General features: G+C 69.5%; 22 protein-coding genes, 2 tRNA genes and 1 other RNA gene. 10 read left to right on the top strand and 15 right to left on the bottom strand.

The window, feature by feature from the left end:
* Positions 1 to 196 precede the first annotated feature (196 nt).
* On the top strand, positions 197 to 1,393 hold the full coding sequence (locus BM085_RS16285) for an amidohydrolase family protein (RefSeq protein ID WP_012895647.1): 1,197 nt from the start codon (positions 197 to 199) through the stop codon (positions 1,391 to 1,393).
* Here BM085_RS16285 and BM085_RS16280 read toward each other — a convergent pair.
* Together BM085_RS16280 and BM085_RS16275 are read right to left on the bottom strand one after the other, a co-directional pair.
* Positions 1,374 to 1,712, bottom strand: coding sequence for a YkvA family protein (locus tag BM085_RS16280; protein WP_093887808.1), 339 nt, complete (start codon positions 1,710 to 1,712; stop codon positions 1,374 to 1,376). The two genes, BM085_RS16285 and BM085_RS16280, sit on opposite strands and share 20 nt — an antisense overlap.
* A 101-nt stretch (positions 1,713 to 1,813) precedes the next feature.
* Complete coding sequence (locus BM085_RS16275; protein WP_093887807.1) at positions 1,814 to 2,782, bottom strand: LLM class F420-dependent oxidoreductase; 969 nt, start codon at positions 2,780 to 2,782, stop codon at positions 1,814 to 1,816.
* Positions 2,783 to 2,981: 199 nt separating this feature from the next.
* Between BM085_RS16275 and BM085_RS44445 the strand changes: the two genes are divergently transcribed.
* Positions 2,982 to 3,656 carry a hypothetical protein gene (locus tag BM085_RS44445; RefSeq protein WP_093887806.1) on the top strand — a complete coding sequence of 225 codons (675 nt, stop codon included), beginning with the start codon at positions 2,982 to 2,984 and terminating at the stop codon, positions 3,654 to 3,656.
* A 142-nt stretch (positions 3,657 to 3,798) separates the two neighbouring features.
* Here the strand turns inward: BM085_RS44445 and BM085_RS16265 are convergent, their stop codons facing one another.
* Both BM085_RS16265 and BM085_RS16260 read right to left on the bottom strand, forming a co-directional pair.
* Positions 3,799 to 4,575: a bestrophin-like domain gene (locus BM085_RS16265; protein WP_093887805.1), complete on the bottom strand. Its 777-nt coding sequence runs from the start codon at positions 4,573 to 4,575 to the stop codon at positions 3,799 to 3,801.
* A gap of 81 nt (positions 4,576 to 4,656) precedes the next feature.
* Positions 4,657 to 5,331, bottom strand: coding sequence for a TetR/AcrR family transcriptional regulator (locus BM085_RS16260; RefSeq protein ID WP_245789348.1), 675 nt, complete (start codon positions 5,329 to 5,331; stop codon positions 4,657 to 4,659).
* Between the two features lie 155 nt (positions 5,332 to 5,486).
* Between BM085_RS16260 and BM085_RS44440 the strand changes: the two genes are divergently transcribed.
* Positions 5,487 to 6,290: a hypothetical protein gene (locus tag BM085_RS44440; RefSeq protein ID WP_093887803.1), complete on the top strand. Its 804-nt coding sequence runs from the start codon at positions 5,487 to 5,489 to the stop codon at positions 6,288 to 6,290.
* A 320-nt stretch (positions 6,291 to 6,610) separates the two neighbouring features.
* On the opposite strand, the gene BM085_RS16250 is transcribed toward BM085_RS44440, so the two are convergent.
* The 7 genes from BM085_RS16250 to ffs all read right to left on the bottom strand — a co-directional run bounded on the left by BM085_RS16250 (position 6,611) and on the right by ffs (position 12,945).
* Positions 6,611 to 7,678: an aspartate-semialdehyde dehydrogenase gene (locus tag BM085_RS16250; protein ID WP_031158287.1), complete on the bottom strand. Its 1,068-nt coding sequence runs from the start codon at positions 7,676 to 7,678 to the stop codon at positions 6,611 to 6,613.
* Positions 7,675 to 8,949 (bottom strand): aspartate kinase, encoded by a 1,275-nt coding sequence (locus BM085_RS16245; protein WP_093887802.1) that lies wholly within the window; start codon positions 8,947 to 8,949, stop codon positions 7,675 to 7,677. Before BM085_RS16245 ends, BM085_RS16250 begins: the two co-directional genes overlap by 4 nt.
* Before the next feature lie 91 nt (positions 8,950 to 9,040).
* Positions 9,041 to 9,571, bottom strand: coding sequence for a DUF5063 domain-containing protein (locus BM085_RS16240; protein ID WP_012895656.1), 531 nt, complete (start codon positions 9,569 to 9,571; stop codon positions 9,041 to 9,043).
* Positions 9,564 to 10,163 (bottom strand): recombination mediator RecR, encoded by a 600-nt coding sequence (gene recR, locus BM085_RS16235; protein WP_031158292.1) that lies wholly within the window; start codon positions 10,161 to 10,163, stop codon positions 9,564 to 9,566. Before recR ends, BM085_RS16240 begins: the two co-directional genes overlap by 8 nt.
* A gap of 3 nt (positions 10,164 to 10,166) precedes the next feature.
* On the bottom strand, positions 10,167 to 10,520 hold the full coding sequence (locus tag BM085_RS16230; RefSeq protein WP_012895658.1) for a YbaB/EbfC family nucleoid-associated protein: 354 nt from the start codon (positions 10,518 to 10,520) through the stop codon (positions 10,167 to 10,169).
* 136 nt (positions 10,521 to 10,656) lie between these two features.
* On the bottom strand, positions 10,657 to 12,819 hold the full coding sequence (locus BM085_RS16225; protein WP_093887801.1) for a DNA polymerase III subunit gamma and tau: 2,163 nt from the start codon (positions 12,817 to 12,819) through the stop codon (positions 10,657 to 10,659).
* 30 nt (positions 12,820 to 12,849) lie between these two features.
* Positions 12,850 to 12,945: signal recognition particle sRNA small type (gene ffs, locus BM085_RS16220), an RNA gene on the bottom strand.
* An 83-nt stretch (positions 12,946 to 13,028) separates the two neighbouring features.
* Between ffs and BM085_RS16215 the strand changes: the two genes are divergently transcribed.
* The 4 genes from BM085_RS16215 to BM085_RS16200 all read left to right on the top strand — a co-directional run bounded on the left by BM085_RS16215 (position 13,029) and on the right by BM085_RS16200 (position 15,892).
* Positions 13,029 to 13,117: transfer RNA gene (locus BM085_RS16215), tRNA-Ser, on the top strand.
* Positions 13,118 to 13,241: 124 nt separating this feature from the next.
* Complete coding sequence (locus BM085_RS16210) at positions 13,242 to 14,399, top strand: WXG100 family type VII secretion target (RefSeq protein ID WP_093887800.1); 1,158 nt, start codon at positions 13,242 to 13,244, stop codon at positions 14,397 to 14,399.
* Between the two features lie 264 nt (positions 14,400 to 14,663).
* Positions 14,664 to 15,518 (top strand): KPN_02809 family neutral zinc metallopeptidase, encoded by an 855-nt coding sequence (ypfJ, locus tag BM085_RS16205; protein ID WP_093887799.1) that lies wholly within the window; start codon positions 14,664 to 14,666, stop codon positions 15,516 to 15,518.
* A 71-nt stretch (positions 15,519 to 15,589) separates the two neighbouring features.
* Positions 15,590 to 15,892: a type II toxin-antitoxin system VapB family antitoxin gene (locus tag BM085_RS16200; protein WP_093887798.1), complete on the top strand. Its 303-nt coding sequence runs from the start codon at positions 15,590 to 15,592 to the stop codon at positions 15,890 to 15,892.
* Positions 15,893 to 16,069: 177 nt separating this feature from the next.
* Here the strand turns inward: BM085_RS16200 and BM085_RS16195 are convergent.
* The 4 genes from BM085_RS16195 to BM085_RS16180 form a co-directional block, all read right to left on the bottom strand.
* Positions 16,070 to 16,159: transfer RNA gene (locus BM085_RS16195), tRNA-Ser, on the bottom strand.
* 24 nt (positions 16,160 to 16,183) lie between these two features.
* Entirely contained in the window at positions 16,184 to 16,627 is a 444-nt protein-coding gene (gene tadA / locus BM085_RS16190; protein ID WP_086569957.1) for a tRNA adenosine(34) deaminase TadA, read from the bottom strand.
* A gap of 17 nt (positions 16,628 to 16,644) precedes the next feature.
* The gene (locus BM085_RS16185) at positions 16,645 to 17,136 is read right to left on the bottom strand and encodes a tRNA adenosine deaminase-associated protein (RefSeq protein WP_093887797.1); all 492 of its coding nucleotides are present in this window, start codon (positions 17,134 to 17,136) and stop codon (positions 16,645 to 16,647) included.
* Between the two features lie 16 nt (positions 17,137 to 17,152).
* Complete coding sequence (locus BM085_RS16180) at positions 17,153 to 17,662, bottom strand: tRNA adenosine deaminase-associated protein (RefSeq protein ID WP_177245123.1); 510 nt, start codon at positions 17,660 to 17,662, stop codon at positions 17,153 to 17,155.
* A 166-nt stretch (positions 17,663 to 17,828) separates the two neighbouring features.
* On the opposite strand from BM085_RS16180, the gene upp reads away from it, so the two are divergent.
* The 3 genes from upp (at position 17,829) to BM085_RS16165 (ending at position 19,654) form a co-directional block, all read left to right on the top strand.
* Positions 17,829 to 18,467: a uracil phosphoribosyltransferase gene (gene upp / locus BM085_RS16175; protein ID WP_093887795.1), complete on the top strand. Its 639-nt coding sequence runs from the start codon at positions 17,829 to 17,831 to the stop codon at positions 18,465 to 18,467.
* 138 nt (positions 18,468 to 18,605) lie between these two features.
* Positions 18,606 to 18,836 (top strand): hypothetical protein, encoded by a 231-nt coding sequence (locus tag BM085_RS16170; RefSeq protein ID WP_012895667.1) that lies wholly within the window; start codon positions 18,606 to 18,608, stop codon positions 18,834 to 18,836.
* 287 nt (positions 18,837 to 19,123) lie between these two features.
* Positions 19,124 to 19,654, top strand: coding sequence for a PH domain-containing protein (locus BM085_RS16165; RefSeq protein ID WP_012895669.1), 531 nt, complete (start codon positions 19,124 to 19,126; stop codon positions 19,652 to 19,654).
* The last annotated feature ends 113 nt before the right edge of the window (positions 19,655 to 19,767 follow it).

The following is a 19,767-nucleotide window of genomic DNA, read 5'->3' as shown; positions in this document are numbered from 1 at the left end:
CCGATATTCGGACGATCTCCGGGTAGGGGCACATGCCAGGGCCCGCCGCGAGCAGCACCCTCCAGGCGGGTCCGCCCCCCGGGGCCGCTGCCTTTCCCCCGACGGTGGTCCCGGGGCCCATCCGAGACGGACAGAGATACCAAGCGGAGACCTCGCAGCTTGATGAGTGTTATGCCAGCCACGTACGGTTTACCGCGTGACTACGCCGCTGCTGCCCGACCCCGAGCCCAGGCGGCGGGACTATGTGATCATTTCAGCCGATGATCACTTGATCGAACCGCCCGACATGTTCGAGGACCGGCTCCCCGAGAAATACGCCGATCTCGCCCCCAAGGTGGTGGAGACCGACTCCGGCCACCAGGTCTGGCGCTACGGCGGGGCCACCTACCCGTGCGCCGGGCTCGACGTGGGCGCCGGCCTGCCGCGCGAGCAGTGGACGCTCGACCCGGTGCGGTTCGAGCACATGCGGCCGGGCTGCCATGACATCGAGGCCCGGATCGAGGACATGGACCGGGCCGGCCTCTGGGCCGCGCTCTGCTTCCCCGGCATGCTGGCCGGGCAGTCCGGGATGGTCTTCGCCAAGACCCGCGACCAGGAGCTGGGCCTGTCGGTCCTGCGGGCGTGGAACGACTGGCACGTCGACGTCTGGGCGGGCACCTACCCGGAGCGGATCATCGCACTGCAGCTCCCCTGGCTGACCGACCCCGAGACCGCGGCCAAGGAGATCCGGGACAACGCGGCCCGCGGTTTCAAGGCGGTCCTCTTTCCCGAGTTCCCCACGCGGCTGCGCCTGCCGTCCATCCACAGCGACCACTGGGACCCGTTCTTCCAGGCCTGCGAGGAGACGGGGACCGTGGTCTGCCTGCACGCCGGCGCGGGCTCCTGGGCCCCGGTGCCCTCCCCGGACACCCCGATCGAGGCGATCACCACGCTGATGCCGGCGAGCGCCATGTTCGCCTGTGCCGACTGGCTCTGGTCGGGCGTGCCGCTGCGCTTCCCCGCGCTCCGGATCCTGATCGTGGAGGGCGGCGTGGGCTGGCTGCCGATGCTGGCCGAACGGGCCGACTACGCCCTGGACCATCCGGTGGCGGGCGAGGCGTCCTGGGAGGGCGGGTTGAAGCCCAGCGAGGTCCTGCGCCGCAACTTCTTCTTCGGCACGCTCAACGACCACGCCCTGTCGGGGGTGCGCCTCGCCGTGGGCCTGGAGCACGTCCTGCTGGAGAGCGGCTACCCGCACTCCGACTCCACCTGGCCCGACACGCAGAAGGCCGTCGCGACCAACCTGGGCAGCCTGCCGCCCGCCGACATCGCCAGGGTGGCCTACGGCAACGCCGCCCGCCTGTTCGGCCACCCGCTGCCCTCCCGGGCCTGGCTCAGGATGGAAAAGCTCTGACCTGCTTGCGCTCCCAGTCGACGTAGCGGCCGCTCTCCCCGAGCAGCGAGCCCATCAGCCAGAGGAAGACGCCGAAGTCGTCCGCCACGCCGATGAGCACCAGGAAGTCCGGGACGATGTCGATCGGCGAGAGGATGTAGAGCACGCCGAGGCCCATCATGGCCAGCTTGCCCTTGCCCATGCCGGGATACTGCCCGCGCGTCACCGCGCCGATCAGCTTCGGGATGGCTCGCAGGCGGGCGCCGAGGCCGGGGGAGCCCGGCTCCGTCACGTTCTTGTACGTCCGCCAGGCCTGTGCCGCACGTGCCGCCTTCGCCATGGGGGAACCTCCTCGGGAGCACCGTGGTCTGACGGCCCCCTACCCTGCCGTCTCACGATATAACGCGTGCCCTCCGGACGGGGTTCCCCGGGCGCGCCGCGTCATTCCCCCGTGGGGGCCAGATCCCGTACGGCCTGCGCGATCGGGATCCCACCGCCGGGGATCGGGGCGAGCACCGGGGTGCTCAGCCCGTTGTCCACGTACTGGCGGATCCTGGCCCGGCACGTCGCCGCGTCGCCGTGCACGATGAGCGCGTCCACGACCTCGTCCGGGATGGCCCTGAGAGCCGCCGGACGGTCGCCGGCGGCCCAGGCCTCGTGCATCGGCCGCAGCACCTCACCGCGTCCCAGCCAGTCGTGGAAGGCCGCGTAGACCGGGACGGTCAGGTAGCCGGCGAGCATCCGCCGGCCGAGCTCCCGCACCTTCTCCGCGTCCTCGCTGACGCACACGAACAGCCGGGCGATCAGCTCGGTGTCCGGCCCGATCTCGGACCTGACCTTGCGGACGTCCTGCGGCGAGAGCCAGTTGGTGATCGCGCCGTCGGCCTCCTCGGCGGCCAGCCGGAGCATGCGGGGCCGCAGCGCGGCGAGCACGATCTTCGGCGGGACCTTGGGGGCGCGCTCCAACCTGAAGCCCTTGACCTCGAACGTCTCATACCTCTCGGTGACCTTCTCCCCCGCGAGGGCCTTCTTCAGGAAGCGCAGGGTGTCTCTGGTCCTGGCGAACGGCTTGACGAACTCACCGGCGTTCCACCGCTCGACGATGGCCGGGGAGGAGGCTCCGATGCCCAGGACGAACCGGTCCGGGGCGAGGTCGGCGAGGGTGGCGGCCGACATGGCCAGCAGGCCGGGCCCCCGGGTGGAGACCGGGACGATCGCGCTGCCGAGCCGTACGCCGGGGGCCCATTCGGCGGCCAGTGCCAGCGGCACGAAGCCGTCGACGCCGTTGACCTCGGCGGACCAGACGTCGGTGTAGCCGAGTGCGGGCAGCTCGGCCACCAGTTCCCGGGAGGCGGCCAGTGTGCGGTCGTAGAAGGGGACCGTCATCCCCCAGCGTGCGCCGGTAGTCATCCGCGCCTCCATGATCCATGGTCGCCGTCCAGAACGATATTCTGATGTAGCTTGCCGTACCCGATCGGGGGGCCGTCAATAGGTTGACCGTACCAACCGGACGGTATGCAAACAGGGAACGATCTTTACCGCATCCCCACTTACCCCATCATCACCATGCGTCAGGTGTTAGAACGTTTGAGTGACGATGAAGCGGCGCATGAGACGACGACAGGGAATACTCGGCGCGGCGGTCCTGGCGGCATGCACGGCCGCGTCCGTGGCGGCCGGCGCCCCGGCGGCGGCCGGCGACGGGAGCGATCCCTCCGGACACTGCCTGGCGGCCGAGATCGGCGGGCCGCCGCCCGTGATCGCCGTGCGGCTGTGCGCGGGCCTGGCCCCCCATCCCGCACCGGCGCCCGCCGCCACCCCCAGGACGGCCCTCAGGACCGCGCCTGAGGCCGACGAGCCCGAACCGGAGGATCCGGAGCCCGAGCCGGAATATCCGTCGGAGCCGGGATATCCCGGCCCGGGATACCCCACCGCGCCCGAGCCGCCGTATCCGACGACGCCCCCGCCCCCCACGCCCCCGAAACCGCCCACCCCCCGGCCACCCGTGGTCCGGCCCGTGGAGCCGCCCCCGCAGCCGAGACCCCGGCCCTACCAGCCCGCCGTCCCGCCGGAGGCCGTCCCCACGCCGAGCCCGACCCCGACCCCCACCCCCCGGCCGGTCGTGCCGTCCGCCGCCCCCGGCGTCGTGAAGCGGCAGCTGGTGCTCGACCGCTACGCCGAACGACGCCGCGGCACCGACCGCAGGCTGGTCATCCTGGTCGTCTTCACCGGGGTGATCTCGGTCACCGCGGTCTCCGCGCTGAACGCCAAGGCGCGCAGGTAGCGGACGCGGAAACCCGTCGGCGGACGTTCCGTATCCCGGTCACCGCGGTCACCGCGCTGACCGCCAGGACACGCGGGTAGCGGACGCGGAAGCCCGCCGGCGGACGTTCCGCCGGCGGGCTTCCAGGTGACCGGAGGGTCCGCTACTCCGCCGCCGACTGCACCGGGAACCGGTCGTCGATCTGGTCGTACTGCGTCTGCGCCGCCTTGAAGGCGTCGGGCCCGACCGCGCCCAGCCCCGCGAAGGGGTGGCTGATCAGCATGATGAACCCGATGCCGACGACGACCACGCCCACCCTCACGGCGTCGCCGACGACCGACGGGAGCGTGGGCTTCGTCCCGAGTGTCCAGGGCAGCGCGATCACCAGCAGCCCGGAGATGATCATTGAGATCACGAAGATGCTCTCCAGGCCCGCGTCGGCGTCGTCGGCGCGGACGGCGCGCGCGTGGGCGGCCTCGGAGACATGGCTGAGCGCGTCCTGCTGGAGGTTCTTGCTCTCCTCGCCGACGGGCCGCAGCCGGATCGTGGCCGCCCGCATGTCCTCGAGCATCCGCGTGGGGATCGGGGAGAGCTGCCCCTCGGCCATCAGCGGCCAGTCGAGGTCGACGCTCCTGGCGGCGTAGTCCCGGATCTGGGCCCGGATCGGCGCGGCCTCGGGGATCGGCGCCACCGACCAGTACATCTCGGTGAGGGTCTCCGCCTCGGCCTGGACGTCGGTCTGCGCCGTCGAGAGCGCGTCCCGGCAGAGCACCGCGGCGTAGGCCAGCACCAGCAGGTAGACGGCGAGGGCGAGGTTGGCGGAGAAGTCCACCGACCCGGAACCGCCGCCCTCGTCCGCCTTGCCCCTCCGCCTGAGCACGAGAAGCGCGATCAGCATGATCGCGACAGCCGCCACGACCAGCACCGTTACCCAGCCCATGAGACTCCCTCGAACTCGTCACCAAAGTAACTACCGAGGGTAATGTGTTCGTTACTCGAATTCTCGTGGTTCGCCAGGACGTCACGCGCGAAGTTCGTGAACCCCCGCGATGAAGTCCCGCGCGATCCCCCGCAGGCCCGGCAGATGGGAGAGCCCGACCAGCCGGTCCACCAGCGGCACGCTGAGCTCGATGAACCGGTAGGTCCGCCGGCACCCCTCCGAGGTGTCGTGCACCCAGAACAGCACGACCCCCATCGACATCAGCCAGAGCAGCTCGGGCAGCTCCGCCCTGAGCTCGGCGTCCATCCGGTCCGCCGACCCCTCCACCACCTTGCGGTAGATCGCGATCGCCGACTCCCGGGCGGGCGACGATTCGGCGCTGAACGGGCTGAGGGGGTTGCTCGGCTCCGCCGCGTGCTTGAAGAACTTCACCGCGAACTCGTGGTAGGGCTCGGAGACGCGCACCCACTCCCGCAGCACCCCGCCCAGCCGCGGCGCGAAGGCCCGCTCGGTGGCCAGCAGTTCCTCGCAGGCGGCCTCGTGCTCGGTCTGCGCCCGGTCGTAATACGCCTGGATCAGGGCTTCCTTGGAGGCGAAGTAGTAGTAGGCGTTGCCCACCGAGACCCCCGCCTCCGCGGCGATGGCCCGCATGGTGGTGGCCTCGTATCCGCGCTCGCGGAACAGCCGCAAGGCCGTCTCCACGATGATTTCGCGGGTCTTGTCTGATCCCCTGCTTCTCTGGGTCGGCTCGGCCACGTTCGTCACTGTACGACCCATGACGCCGTTAGGTCATCGCTGCTCACGATGATCACCATTCCAGGGCAAAATCCCGCCTCCCAGAGGGGTCATACCGGTTCCAAAGTGGGATTGATCCTTCTGGTGGGAGGGCTCCCGTCACAAGGGATAAAACGATGGGGACACGTCCCTGTAAACAGAGGCGTGCCCGGCTCACCGCCGGAGCACTGCTGGCTCTGCAGATATCGCTCATCGCGTCGGCCTCGCACGACGCCGCGGCGGCCGACGCGCCGCGCTCGTCGACCGCCGCGACGACCTCGGTGCGGGCCTCGGTGCCGGTCTCGGCGATCCGGCCCGCCGGGGCCCGGACCGCGGTCACCGGGACCTACGACGCCGACGTCCTGGCCACCGCCCGGAGCCCGTACCGGCAGGAGACCGCGCCCCAGACGGAGACGGCGACCCGGACGGAGACGGCGACCCGGACGGAGACGAAGACGCGGGCGGAGACGAAGACGAAGACGAAAGCGGGAGCGGAGGCGGGAACCACGTCGAGAACGGAGGCGGCGGCGTCCAGCCATCCGATACAGCCGATCCGGATCGGCCACGTGCAGGCCACCCAGCAGCTCCGGAAGGCCGGTCTGCGCTGGAAGTCGTCCGGGGGGTGCACCGACCGCAGCGTGAGGACCTGCACCTCGCTGGAGGCGGTGCGGGCCGCCACCGTGACCGACGTGATCGCGCTGAAGCAGCGCAGCGGCTGCCCGGTCGTCGTCACCGGCGGCACCGAGGTCGGCCACGCTCCCGGCCGCTACAGCCATCACCGGGGCTACAAGCTGGACATCAAGCCCAACGACTGCATCAACCGCTACATCACGCGCGAGCACGTCCTGGACGGCATCCGCGGAGACGGAGCCCCCCTTTACCGGGACTCGGGGACCGTGTACGCCCGCGAGTCCGATCACTGGGACATTCTCTTCCGCTGACACCGGCGGCGTCCACGGACCACGCGGAGACCCGAAGATCCGTCCCGCCTCCCCCGGCCGCCCCGCCGGACCCCGTGGCGCCCCGCCCCCGCGACACCCGAACCAGAGTCCGTACGGCGGGCATCGCCACGGGCAGGCCGTACGACGGTAGCCGGAGGAACCGCACCGCGACGTCCCGGCCGGAGGCCGTGGCACGGCCGTCCGGACGGGAGCCGTACGAGGGCGTTCCGGCACGGGGCCGCACGCGACGGCCGTACGGCGGCGACCTGCGCCGCCGTACGGCCGGAAGGCGGATTCCGCCCCGTGGGGCGGAGAGGCGGCTACGCGAACTCGGCCGCGACCAGCTCGGCGATCTCGGCCGCGTTCAGGGCCGCGCCCTTGCGGAGGTTGTCACCGCAGACGAACAGGTCCAGGGTGTTCGGGAAGTCGAGCGCCTGGCGGACACGGCCCACGTAGGTCGGGTCCGTGCCGACGACGTCGGCCGGGGTCGGGAAGACGCCGTTGGCCGGGTCGTCCATGACGACCACGCTCGGCGCGGCCTCCAGGATCCGGTGCGCGTCGGCGACGGTGATCTCACGCTCGAAGGTCGCGTGCACGGCCAGCGAGTGGGTGGTGATCACCGGCACGCGGACACAGGTCGCCGAGACCTTCAGGTCGTCGATCCCGAGGATCTTCCGGGACTCGTTGCGGAGCTTGATCTCCTCGGAGGCCCAGCCGCCGTCCTTGAGCGACCCCGCCCACGGCACGACGTTGAACGCCACCGGCGCCGGGAACGGCGACTCGGCCTCGCCCAGCTTGTTCTGCAGGACCTTGCGCACGTCACCGGCGGTCTGCCCGACCGTCCGGTCGCCCGCGAGGGCCTCGACCTCGTCGTAGAGACGGGCCGAACCGGCCACGCCCGCGCCGGAGACCGCCTGGTAGGAGGCGACCACCAGCTCACGCAGGTTGTACTGCTCGTGGAGCGCGCCCATCGCGGCCATCATCGACAGCGTGGTGCAGTTGGGGGTGGAGATGACGCCCAGCGGCCGGTTGCGCGCGGCCTCGGGGTTGACCTCCGGCACGACCAGCGGGACCTCGGGGTTCATCCGGAAGGTGCCCGACTTGTCGATGGCGACCGCGCCGCGCTCGGCGGCGACCGGCACCCAGACCGCGGAGACCTCGTCCGGCACGTCGAAGATCGCGATGTCGACGCCGTCGAAGACCTCGGGGGTCAGCTCCTGGACGACCAGGTCCTCCCCGCGGACCCGCAGGATCTTGCCTGCCGACCGGGCGGACGCGACGAGCTTGATCTCGCCGTAGACGTCCTCCCGGGTGGAGATGATGTCGCGCATGACGGTGCCGACGGCACCGGTCGCACCGATCAGGGCAAGGGTGGGCTTGCGGCTCATCGGCCGGTACCTCCGTAGATCACAGCTTCAACCTGGTCGGCGTCGAGATTGAACGCGTGGTGCGCGGCGGTGACCGCCGCGTCCACCTCGTCCTGCCCGACGATCACCGAGATGCGGATCTCCGAGGTGGAGATCATCTCGATGTTCACGCCCGCGTCGGCGATGGCGGCGAAGAACGTCGCGGTGACGCCGGGGTGCGAGCGCATGCCCGCGCCGATCAGCGAGACCTTTCCGATCTGGTCGTCGAAGAGCAGCGACTCGAACCCGATGCGCTCCTGGATCTTCTTCAGTGCGGTGAGTGCCGTGGAGCCGTCGCTCATGGGCAGCGTGAAGGAGATGTCCGTCCGACCGGTCGCCGCCGCCGACACGTTCTGCACGATCATGTCGATGTTGACTTCGGCGTCGGCCAGCGTTTTGAAGATCGTGGCAGCCTCGCCGACCTTGTCGGGCACCCCGACAACGGTGATCTTGGCCTCGCTCCGGTCGTGCGCGACGCCGGAGATGATGGGCTGCTCCATCTCTGTTCCTTCACTGTCGGGGTCGGAGACGACCCACGTGCCTTCCTTGGTGCTGAACGAGCTTCTGACGTGGATCGGCACGTTGAAACGGCGAGCGTACTCCACGCAGCGCAGGTGCAGGATCTTCGCACCGCAGGCCGCCATCTCCATCATCTCCTCGTAGGAGATCTGAGGGATCTTGCGGGCCACCGGGACGATGCGGGGATCGGCGGTGAAGATGCCGTCCACATCGGTGTAGATCTCGCACACGTCCGCGCTCAGAGCGGCGGCGAGTGCGACGGCGGTCGTGTCCGAACCGCCCCGGCCGAGCGTGGTGATGTCCTTGCTGTCCTGGGAGACGCCCTGGAACCCGGCCACGATCGCGATCTGGCCGCTGTCGAGGGCCCCGCGGATCCGGCCGGGCGTGACGTCGATGATGCGCGCGCGACCGTGGGACGAGTCGGTGATCACACCGGCCTGGGAACCGGTGAACGAGCGCGCCTCCTGCCCCAGGTTGGCGATCGCCATCGCCAGCAGCGCCATCGAGATGCGCTCACCGGAGGTCAGCAGCATGTCGAGCTCTCTGCCCGGCGGCAGCGGCGAGACCTGCTGGGCGAGATCCAGCAGCTCATCGGTGGTGTCGCCCATCGCCGAGACGATCACCACGACGTCGTTGCCGGCTTTTTTCGTCGCGACGATCCGCTGGGCGACCCGCTTGATGCAGGACGCGTCGGCGACGGACGAACCACCGTACTTCTGAACAACGAGCGCCACGAGATGTCTCCGAAGCAATCTAGGGCTGTGGAGCTCACAGTCTACTGGCGCTCCGGTAGATCACCCCTGATCCGGCCCAGCATGTGGACAATCACACCATTGTGCGCTCTTCTGCCACATCGAGACGGGTGTGCGCGACGAGCGCCTGGAGGGCCCGCATCGCCGCTCCGGCGTGGTTGCCCCAGGTGTTGAAGTAGGAGTACTGCCACCACCACAGAGCCTCCAGCGGGCGGCCCGCCTGATAGTGCCGGAGACCGTGAATGAGATCGGCGGCCACGGCGGTCAGGTCGTCCGACAGCCGGTACGGCGTGACCGCGGTGTCCTTGTAGGGGTCGAAGACCTCGGCGTAGTCGTCCACCGGGCCCAACCGCTCGGCGAGGGTCGTACGGACGACGTCGACGTCCGGGTCCTCGCTCAGGTGCGGTTCCCAGTTTCCGGACAGGATCACGTCCTGGCTGGCGCCGAGCTGGGCGCCCGCCGAGCTGACCTGTGCCACCTCCACCAGCAGCAACGGCAGGATGGCGTCTCCGCCCTCGCCACCGGCCAGCCGGGTCAGGCCGTCGATGTAGTTCTCCGCGTGCTCGGCGATCCGTTCCGCGAGAGCACCCCATGCGTCAGACATCCAGCAGCCTCCTTCCTTCGAACGCGCGGCCCAAGGTGACCTCGTCGGCATATTCGAGGTCACCGCCCACGGGCAGGCCGCTGGCCAGTCGTGTGACTTTCAGACCCATCGGCTTCACCAGACGGGCGAGATAGGTCGCCGTCGCCTCCCCCTCCAGGTTGGGGTCGGTGGCGAGGATCAGCTCGGTCACCTGGCCGTCGGCCAGGCGTGTCATCAGTTCGCGGATCCGGAGGTCGTCGGGGCCGACTCCGTCGATCGGGCTGATCGCCCCGCCGAGCACGTGGTAGCGGCCCCGGAACTCGCGGGTCTTCTCGATCGCGACCACGTCCTTGGACTCCTCGACGACGCAGATCACGTGAGGATCGCGCCGGACGTCACGGCAGATCCGGCACTCCTCCTCGGCCGCGACGTTCCCGCAGACCCGGCAGAAGCGGACCTTCTCCTTGACCTCCAGCAGGGCGTGGGCGAGCCGCTTCACATCGGCCGGCTCGGCGGCCAGCAGGTGGAAGGCGATCCGCTGCGCGCTCTTGGGACCGACGCCGGGGAGCATCCCCAGCTCGTCGATCAGGTTCTGGACGACCCCTTCGTACATGACTCAGAAACCGGGCAGCTGGCCGAGCCCGCTCCCGCCTCCCAGCCCCTGTGCGAGTGGGCCGAGCTTCTCCTGCTGGAGGTCGGCTGCGGCGCGCACCGCATCCCGGATCGCGGCGATGACCAGGTCGGCGATGGTGTCGGCCGTCTCCTGGGGGTCACCGGGGTCGACCGCATCAGAGCTGATCTTCAGCTCGAGCAGTTCGCCGCCGCCGTTGACCGTGGCCACGACAAGTCCGCCGCCCGCCGAGCCTTCGACCTCCGCGTCGTTCAGCTCCTGCTGGGCGCTCACAAGCTGCTGCTGCATGAGCTGTGCCTGCTCCAGCAGCTGCTGCAGGTTGACATCCCCTGGGTTCACCGTCGTGTGCTCCTCGTCCGTGACATCAGTCGTCACGAGCCTACGGGGTTCCGGCCAGGTCTTGTACTGGCGTGAGCACGTGTTCCCCAGGGACGGGCGCTAAACCCCCGCCGGTGCCCGCGAGGCGGGACGCCCGTCAGGTGTGGTCGATCTCTCCGATGATCTGGCCGCCGAGCTCGCGCTGGAGCAGAGCCATTCCGCTGAGCGCGTCGGCGTCGGCGTCGGCGTCGTTGAGCGGGTCGACCTCGTCGGTCTCGACGGCGGGCTTGCGGCCGGGCACCGCGTCCGGCCAGGCCGACTTGCCGCCCGCGGCGGCCCTGGGGCCCGACTGGGCGGCGGCCCTGGCCGCCGAGCGGGCGGCGGCGAGGCCGGGGCTCGGGGCGGGGGGCGAACCGGGATCGTCCGGGAGCGGCGCGTCCGGCCAGGACTCGTCGGTGGCGGGCGGAGCCTGACGGGCCGGGGCCTCCTGAACGGCGGGAGCCACCGGTGCCACCGGTGCCGCCGGAGCAGCCGGAGCAGCCGGGGCCGGCGCGGGCTCCGGTCTGGGAGCGGGCTCCTGGCGCGGCGGGGGTGGGCTCTGGGGCGGCCCTGCCGGAGGACGGACGCCGCCGGACGGGGCGGGCCCCCCGCCGCTGGAAACGACGGCCTCGACCTTCCAGTTGCCGCCCAGCACGTCCTGCAGCGCCGCCGCGACCACCGCGTCCTTGCCGCCGCCGGTGAAGTTGCGCATCGCGCCGACCTGGGTGAACCCGAGGGTGACGACCTTGCCCTCGACCCCGACGACCTGGGCGTTGGTGTTCACGTTCGCCCAGACGACGATGCTGCGCTGCTTGAGCACCCCGAGCACCTGCGGCCATGCCTGCTGGACGGCTCCGCCGCCGGCCCCGGAGACCGGTGCGGCGGCCGGAGCGCCGGGCGCCTGCTGGACCTGAGGTTCGGACGCCGGAGCGCCGGGGCGGGCCGCGGCGGGCCAGTCGCCGTCCCCCTGGGGGCGCGACTGCCCGGCGGGAGCGGCGGGAGCCGTACCCGCGGCAGGCGGCACGGGCGGCGGGACCTGGGCCGCCGGGGCCGCGTGGATCACCGGGGCGGGGGCCGTGTGGGCGGCCGGGGCGGGGGCCGCGTAGGCCGCCGGGGCCGGGGCGGCGCCGCCCCTCTCCAGCAGCTCCAGCCTGCTCAGCAGCGCGGCCTCGCCCTGCGCGGCTCCGGGGAGCAGCGTCCTGGCGCACATCAGCTCAAGCAGCAGCCGGGGCGAGGCCGCCCCGCGCATCTCGGTCAGGCCCGCGTTGAAGATCTCCGCGGCGCGGGTCAGCTCGGCCGGTCCCATCGAGGCGGCCTGCGCCTGGAGCCGCTCCAGCTCGTCGGCGGGCCTGTCGAGCAGCCCGCTGCCGGCGGCCTCCGGCACGTTGGCCAGGATCACCAGGTCGCGGAAGCGCTCCAGCAGGTCCATGGCGAACCGTCGGGGGTCGTGCCCCCCCTCGATCACCCGGTTCACGGCCTGGAACACCTGCGCGCCGTCGCGGGCGGCGAAGGCGGCGACCACGTCGTCGAGCAGGTCGCCGTCGGTGTAGCCCAGCAGGGAGACCGCGCGGGCGTAGGTGATGCCCGCCTCGTCCGACCCGGCGAACAGCTGGTCGAGGATCGACAGCGAGTCACGGGCCGACCCGGCGCCCGCACGGACCACCAGCGGCAGCGCGGCGGGCTCGAACGGGACCTTCTCGGAGGTGAGGATCTCCTCCATGAGGGTGCGCAGCGCCGTGGGCGGGATCAGCCGGAACGGGTAGTGGTGGGTCCGGGACTTGATCGTCCCGATGACCTTCTCGGGCTCGGTGGTCGCGAAGACGAACTTCAGGTGCGGAGGGGGCTCCTCGACGAGCTTGAGCAGCGCGTTGAAACCCTCGCGGGTCACCATGTGCGCCTCGTCGATGATGTAGATCTTGAAGCGCGCCGACACGGGCGCGAAGAAGGCCCGCTCGCGCAGGTCGCGGGCGTCGTCCACGCCACCGTGCGAGGCGGCGTCGATCTCGATGACGTCGAGGTGGCCGGGGCCGGTGGGAGCCAGCGCCACGCAGGACTCGCACTCCCCGCATGGGTCGGGGGTCGGGCCCTTCTCACAGTTGAGGGAGCGGGCCAGGATCCGGGCGCTGGAGGTCTTGCCGCACCCTCGGGGGCCGCTGAACAGGTAGGCGTGGTTGATCCGGCCACTCCGCAGCGCCTGCCGCAGCGGCTCGGTGACGTGCTCCTGTCCCTTGACCTCCGCGAAGGTCCCGGGCCGGTACTTGCGGTAGAGCGCAAGACTCATGCGACGCTCCCACCTGCGAGGGGCCTGAAACGAAGAGACCCCTCGCACACCCGCCAGAGCCTGCTTATCCTTGCTGCCTTCCGGCCCTGGGGAGGTTCACAGGATGACGCCGCGCGAGGGGTCCTGGCACAGTCTAGCCTCTGAACGGAGTGCTCGGGGTCCCGAAAACATGGTCTGCACAGTCCTGAAAGTTCGGTAAGCTTCTCCACGGAGGATTCGCCTAGTTGGCCTAGGGCGCACGCTTGGAAAGCGTGTTGGGGGCAACCCCTCAGGAGTTCGAATCTCCTATCCTCCGCCAGTCCGGAAGGGCCGTGCCGCGATCTGCGGCACGGCCCTTCGGCGTTCCAGCCCTAGCCGACGGTTGCCCGCACATCTGGCATGTCCATAGGGTGGCCACCCGAGTTTGATCTTCGGAGGCTGACATGCGTGATCCGAGCCCCACTTCCACCGAGCTGCTGTCCCAGTGGGACGCCGTCCCCAAGTCCCCCGGATACTGGCCGGGCCTCGGAAACGAGCACAGCGACGGCTACGAGATCGACCGTGCCGGAGTGCGGGCGGCCGCCCTCGGCCTCGTCAAAATCGGCACCTCTGCGGGCAACGACAAATATTTCGCCCAATACCCCGATCGCTTCTGCTTGTCGCTCAACTGGAACTTACCCGGGTCTATCGGCGAGCTGCTCTACTACGCCGGTGACGCGTTCTCCCGCTTCTGGGCGGATCTGTACGCGGAGACGGCGATGGCCGGGCTACTGATCGAGCAGTGCGCCCAGCGATATGATCTTTTAGAGGAGCCACTGCTCGGCGACATCGCCCGGTCCAGGTTCGAGGAGCGGATCGCCGCGATGCTGGGGGGCAACTCGCCCAGAAGCAGGCTCTTCACTACCCCGAGCAAGGATTATCCCAAGAGCAGCCTGTCACTGGAGCTTTCCGAGGAGGTCGACTACGGCGTCGGCCACATGACCGCGGAGAGGGCGAAGGAGGACTTCTCTCCCGACAAGCGCTTCCATGACAACTCCCCGCACTACAGCCAGGCCACCGACGCGTTGATCGAACTGGTCAGGGCACTGCAGAGCCGGGCTCAGGACCTGCGGGACTCGCCGTGGCGTGGCGCGGCCGCGGACAACGCCCAGACAGCGCTGCGGCAGATCTACGGGAACGCGACCGCCCTGGCTGTCGTCGCGGGCGGCCTGGCCACGGCGACCAGCAGGTACGCGGAGCTCCTTGACTGGTGCAGGCACAACTTCGACCGCGGGGCGGATCCGGACCGCAGCGGCCTGCGCGAGTTCTGGGATTTCGGTGGCACCCCCGACAGCCGGACCCGCGCCTTCCTCGAGGAACCGAACCGGGAGTTCATGACCCTCTACGAGGGCATGCCCAAGCGCATCGAGCAAAATCTGCCCGGTCTGCTCATCACCGACCAAACCCTCGCCGAGTCCCGCACGAGGATTGACGAGCTACGGCCGGACCTTAACGAGAGGCTGATGAACGACCATAGAACCGAGGAGGATCTATGGGAGCCGCGGAACCAGGAGCAGGAGCGTCTCCTGAAGTACGAGGAAGCGGAGAAGAGGTTCGGCTAGGCCGCGACCAGGGCCGTGTCCTCCGCCTTCGGGGCCGTCGCCGTGCCGTGGCGTAGACGGAGCCGTCCGGGGAATGTCTGAGACAGCCAACGGGGAGGGGTCCGCCGGGCCGTGAGGTCACGGCCGGGCGGGACGGTGCCGGCCACCGGATCGGCGAGCCACAGAGCCCTGCCGCGTCTCCTCCGGGGGTATCCGAACCCACCGGCATGTCCAGCCCTTCTGAGGGCAGTCGGAGGGTCCTAGCGGATCGAAGGGACGTCGGCGATGGATTTCAAGGACGATGCCCAGCTGGACAGCTCGCAGGTCGAGAGCCGCGGCCGGGGCAGGATCCCCGGCGGCGGGCTCGCGGTCGGCGGCGGCGCGGCGGGGATCCTCGCGCTCATCGTGGCGCTGATATTCGGGATCAACCCCGGAGACATCACCGGCGGCGACCCCGCGCCGGTGGGCCCCCGCTCCGATCTGAGCGCCCAGTGCAAGACCGGGCAGGACGCCGACCAGAACGAGGAGTGCCGGGTGGTCGGCGTGGTCAACAGCATCCAGGACTACTGGCCCAAGGCCGTGCAGAACTACGAGCCGGCCAAGACCGTCATGTTCTCCCAGCAGGTCGACACCGCCTGCGGCGCGGCCGACTCCTCGGTCGGCCCCTTCTACTGCCCGGCCGACCGCACGGTCTACCTCGACCTGTCGTTCTTCAAGCAGCTTGAGACCAGGTTCGGCGCCAAGGGCGGGCCGTTCGCCCAGGCCTACGTCATCGGGCACGAGTACGGCCACCACGTGCAGAACCTGCTCGGCACCAACGCCAGGGCGGAGGGGGACCGGCAGGGTCCCGAGAGCGGCTCGGTCCGGCTGGAGCTTCAGGCCGACTGCTACGCCGGCGCCTGGGCCAAGAACGCCTACGAGACCGGCCTGTTCGAGAAGCCCTTCACCAAGACGGACATCGACGAGGCGCTCAGCGCGGCCTCGGCCGTGGGCGACGACAGCATCCAGGAGCGGACCCAGGGCCGGGTCGACCCCGACGGCTTCACCCATGGAACGTCGGCGCAGCGTGTCAAGTGGTTCACCACCGGCTATGAGAGCGGCGACCCCAACCGGTGCGACACCTTCGCCGGCGGCATCTGAAAGAGGCCGCTGACCTGCGATGAGAGCCGCCCGGAAGGCAAAGGGTCCGAATCTCTCCTAAACTACATACTGTGATCTTCAAGCTGATCGGTGATGGACGGCCCTACCCCGAGCACGGCCTCTCGCATCGCGAGTGGGCGCAGATACCGCCGCGACAGGTCCGGCTCGACACGCTGATCACCACCAAAGCGGTGCTCGACCTGCACTCCCTGCTCGCGAAGGACTCCACGTTCTACGGCGACCTGTTCCCGCACGTGGTGCAGTGGCGTGGTGATCTCTATCTTGAGGACGGCCTGCACCGCGCGCTGCGCTCGGCCCTGCACCAGCGCTCGGTCCTGCACGCGCGCGTCCTGGAACTCCCCTCCGAGGACTGAGGACCGCGCAAGGGCCCCCGGTGTGATCCCGGGGGCCCTTCGCCGTCATGGCGGAACGAGCGCCCCCGCGACCGACTGCGCCCGTCCCGGCGGAAAGACCTCGGCGCGGAGGGCTTCGGAAGGCGTGGACATACAAAAGACCTCCGCCCCGTTCGACGGGGCCGGAGGCCTTTTCTGTGGCGGTGGTGGTGGGATTTGAACCCACGGATGAGTTGCCCCATCACACGCTTTCGAGGCGTGCGCCCTCGGCCACTAGGCGACACCACCGCCGAGCAGCTTACCGGATAACCGCTATTGCTCGCGCATCCGGCGGACGGTGAAGAACTCGGTGAGAACGCCGGCGCACTCCTCGGCCAGCACCCCCATGACGACCTCGGGCCGGTGGTTGAGACGGCGGTCCCGCACCACGTCCCAGAGCGAGCCGGCGGCTCCGCCCTTGGCGTCCACGGCGCCGTAGACGATGCGGTCGACCCTGGCCAGCACCGAGGCCCCCGCGCACATCGTGCAGGGCTCCAGCGTGACCACCAGCGTGCAGCCGGTCAGCCGCCACTCCCCGCGGGCCCGCGCGGCTTCCCGCAGGGCGAGGACCTCGGCGTGCGCGGTGGGGTCGTTCAGGGACTCCCGGTCGTTTCCGGCCCGCGCCAGCACCGATCCGTCCGGGCCGAGGACGACCGCGCCGACCGGGACCTCACCGCGGGCACCGGCCGCCGCGGCCTGCGCCAGGGCGAGCCGCATCTCCGGGACGTAGTCCGTCACCGCAGCCGGTCGAGCTCATCCGCGAAGGCCAGCCGCTCGGCGATCACCGAGAGCGTGTCCGCGGGGAGGACGCCCTCCTCCATGCTGAGCTCGATGAGCTCCTCGGGAGTCACCCCGAGGTCGCTCAGGAGCTCGAAGTCACCCGCAGGCCGTACGCCCAGATCGGGGGTCTCCTTGTCCGGCGCGACCCCGGCCAGCTCGGTGAAGAGCTCGCCGAGCTGGTCGGATAGCCCGGCCTGGGCGTCGGACAGGAACGCGCGGGGCTCCAGGTCGCCCTGGTAACGGACGATCGCGAACCACTCGTCCTCCACCTCCACGCAGAGCAGGGCCAGCTCGTCGCCGCTGAGCCCGAGATGCTCCTGGACGGCGTCGCCCAGGTCGTCGGCTATCTCGGCGGCGCTGAGATCGACCTCCGCGCCGTTCCATCCGTCCGCGGTGCGGACGAAGGCTGCCGAGAACACGCTGTTTCCGGATGGTCTGGAGGCCATGGCCGATCTCCCGAGGTCAGCCGAACACCGAGTCGATGGCGCGTTCGAACGGCTCGGAGAATCCCAGCCGCGCGGCGATGCTGGACAGCACGTCCTCGGGGAGCAGGTCGATGTCCCCGGAGAGGATGCCGAGCTCCATCTCGTCGAGGCCCAGGTCGGCGAAGATCGACAGATCCCCGGCGGGGAGCGCCGTCTCCTCGTCCTGGAGGATCGCCTCAAGCTCGTCCTCGTCGGGGACCGGCACGTCGAGGTATTCCAGCGCCTGCTGCGCGAGCGCGAAGTCCCAGGACGCGGCGATGTCGGAGAGGAAGACCTCCACCCGCTCACCGAACACCCGTAGCGCCACGAAGAACTCATCCCCCACGGCGACCAGGCCAATCGTTCCGTTCATGCTCGGCTGCTGGCGCAGAGCGTGAATCAGGCCGTCGAGATCCGAGGTGAGCGCCACCGGGAGCATCTCCGCTTCCCAGATCTCGTCCTCGCGATAGACCACGATGGCAAAGTCCAGCGAGTCTTCGTCTGCCATGGCCATCCCCACCGATGCGTTCTCTACGGATGTCAATGCTTTCAGAACCAGCCCATCACCGTACGCCCCTCCGACCAAATTGTGATCAAATCCGCGTGAGCGGGCGATGTGATGCGCCTGTGGTCCGTTATCTCCTGAGCTGCCATCCGAGATACCGTTGACGCCCATGGAGACCCTGGTCGTTGACCACCCGCTGGTGGCCCACAAGCTGACCGTGCTGCGGGATGTGAACACGGATTCACCCACCTTCCGGCGCCTCGCCGACGAGTTGGTGACGCTGCTCGCCTACGAGGCGACCCGTCAGGTCCGCACCACCGATGTGACGGTGAACACCCCCGTCGCCGCCGCCCCGGGCGTGCGGCTGGCCCAGCCGTACCCGCTGGTGGTCCCCATTCTCCGCGCCGGCCTGGGCATGCTGGACGGCATGACCCGGCTGCTGCCGACGGCCGAGGTCGGTTTCCTCGGGATGATCCGTAACGAGTCGACTCTGAAGGCGGAGACCTACGCCACCCGGCTGCCCGACGACCTGTCGGGCCGGCAGGTCTACGTGGTCGACCCGATGCTGGCCACCGGCGGCACCCTGGCCGCGGCGATCGAGTTCCTCTTCGAGCGCGGCGCCGACGACGTGACCGCGCTGTGCCTGCTGGCCGCCCCCGAGGGCATCGCCCACATGGACGAGGTCTTCGCGGGCACCGACAGGCCGATCCGCCTGGTGACCGCGGCTCTGGACGAGCGGCTGAACGAGCACGGCTACATCGTTCCGGGTCTCGGCGACGCCGGCGACCGGCTTTACGGCGTCGTCTAAGTAATCTTCCTCCCCAAGAGAGGGTCGTTTCGCCGTTTCTCCGTTACACGGTGTGCTTATGTGGGTACCGATAGTGACGAAGACATCTCTTCTGTGTCCCCGGCCCACGGCGGCGGTGGGCGCACACCAGGGAGAACCATGAGCGAGCGAATCATCCCGGACCCGGAACCGGATCCCTACGAGGACGTCAGCGCCGCGTTGCGGGATGAGTTTTCCGAAGTACACCCGGCGACCACCGTGACCCGCTGCATAGAGGCGGCGCACTACGGCGCGCTGGAGGTCACCGGCCACGCCCATCCCGGGCTGGTCGAGCGGATCGCCCGCAAACACCTCGAAGTCCTCGCGCTGGTCGCGAGCGAACGCGGGTGACGGATATCACATCACTCCCACCAGGTCTTCGGGACGGGCCGAGACCGTAATGGGTTGATGCGCTTTACCTCGCCTATGGCGTGGGTAATGTATACGGCGGGTGCAGTGGGTCAGTGGTAGTAGGAGGCCGCAGTGCAGGTCAAGAAAGTTCTAACGTATGGCGGGGCAGCCTTCGTAGCGTTTTTCCTGTTCACACGACCAGGTGACGCCGCGAACGCAGTGAGGGGTGCCATGGACACGGTATACACCGCGGCCAATTCCCTGGCCCAGTTCGTTTCCCATCTGTCATGAGACTTGTGACCCACGGGGACTCAGCTCCCTCGTCGGTCAACCGCTACCTACTCCCCCACGAACACCAGGTCATCATGGTGCGGCGCCACCCGGCCGTACTGCTCCGCCCTGTCGCCGAGGTCTTCGGCGGCCTGATTCTCGCCGGGCTGCTCAGCAAGTGGTTCGGCGACCAGGGCGGTGGCGGCGCGCTCGTCATCGTCTGGTGGGCATGGCTCCTGCTGCTGATCCGCTTCGTGTGGAAGGTGGCGGAGTGGTCGGTCGACTACTTCGTGGTCACGTCCAAGCGCATGCTGCTCACCACGGGGCTCATCACGCGCAAGGTCGCGATGATGCCGCTCGGCAAGGTGACGGACATGAGCTTCCAGCGCTCACTGCTCGGCCGGATGCTGGGATACGGCGAGTTCGTCCTGGAATCGGCCGGTCAAGATCAGGCATTGTCGACGGTGACCTATATCCCCTATCCGGAGACCCTCTACCTTGAGGTCTGCCAGATGCTGTTCCCCGGAGGCAACGACTCGGATGATTAGTCCCTCATAGTCCTTTATGGCATGAGGCTGGGGAAGAGTCCGTCTGAGGATTTTTCACGTGGGGTTACCCGATTCGACTGCTTCATGCAATCATGGCGGGAACATTGACCATC

Origin of the sequence: Streptosporangium canum (genome assembly GCF_900113865.1) — a bacterium.
GTDB lineage: Bacteria > Actinomycetota > Actinomycetes > Streptosporangiales > Streptosporangiaceae > Streptosporangium > Streptosporangium canum.
This window is presented reverse-complemented; position numbering and strand designations above follow the sequence as displayed.

Coding starts and splice junctions, on each gene's coding strand:
- BM085_RS16280 (WP_093887808.1), bottom strand. CDS start 1,712: ATGGCGAAGGCGGCACGTGCGGCACAGGCCTGGCGGACGTACAAGAAC.
- BM085_RS16225 (WP_093887801.1), bottom strand. CDS start 12,819: ATGAGTCTTGCGCTCTACCGCAAGTACCGGCCCGGGACCTTCGCGGAG.
- BM085_RS16275 (WP_093887807.1), bottom strand. CDS start 2,782: ATGACTACCGGCGCACGCTGGGGGATGACGGTCCCCTTCTACGACCGC.
- BM085_RS16165 (WP_012895669.1), top strand. CDS start 19,124: ATGAGACTTGTGACCCACGGGGACTCAGCTCCCTCGTCGGTCAACCGC.
- BM085_RS16180 (WP_177245123.1), bottom strand. CDS start 17,662: ATGGCAGACGAAGACTCGCTGGACTTTGCCATCGTGGTCTATCGCGAG.
- upp (WP_093887795.1), top strand. CDS start 17,829: ATGGAGACCCTGGTCGTTGACCACCCGCTGGTGGCCCACAAGCTGACC.
- BM085_RS16250 (WP_031158287.1), bottom strand. CDS start 7,678: ATGAGCCGCAAGCCCACCCTTGCCCTGATCGGTGCGACCGGTGCCGTC.
- BM085_RS16185 (WP_093887797.1), bottom strand. CDS start 17,136: ATGGCCTCCAGACCATCCGGAAACAGCGTGTTCTCGGCAGCCTTCGTC.
- BM085_RS44445 (WP_093887806.1), top strand. CDS start 2,982: ATGAGACGACGACAGGGAATACTCGGCGCGGCGGTCCTGGCGGCATGC.
- tadA (WP_086569957.1), bottom strand. CDS start 16,627: ATGCGGCTCGCCCTGGCGCAGGCCGCGGCGGCCGGTGCCCGCGGTGAG.
- BM085_RS16170 (WP_012895667.1), top strand. CDS start 18,606: ATGAGCGAGCGAATCATCCCGGACCCGGAACCGGATCCCTACGAGGAC.
- BM085_RS44440 (WP_093887803.1), top strand. CDS start 5,487: ATGGGGACACGTCCCTGTAAACAGAGGCGTGCCCGGCTCACCGCCGGA.
- BM085_RS16210 (WP_093887800.1), top strand. CDS start 13,242: ATGCGTGATCCGAGCCCCACTTCCACCGAGCTGCTGTCCCAGTGGGAC.
- recR (WP_031158292.1), bottom strand. CDS start 10,163: ATGTACGAAGGGGTCGTCCAGAACCTGATCGACGAGCTGGGGATGCTC.
- BM085_RS16240 (WP_012895656.1), bottom strand. CDS start 9,571: ATGTCTGACGCATGGGGTGCTCTCGCGGAACGGATCGCCGAGCACGCG.
- ypfJ (WP_093887799.1), top strand. CDS start 14,664: ATGGATTTCAAGGACGATGCCCAGCTGGACAGCTCGCAGGTCGAGAGC.
- BM085_RS16265 (WP_093887805.1), bottom strand. CDS start 4,575: ATGGGCTGGGTAACGGTGCTGGTCGTGGCGGCTGTCGCGATCATGCTG.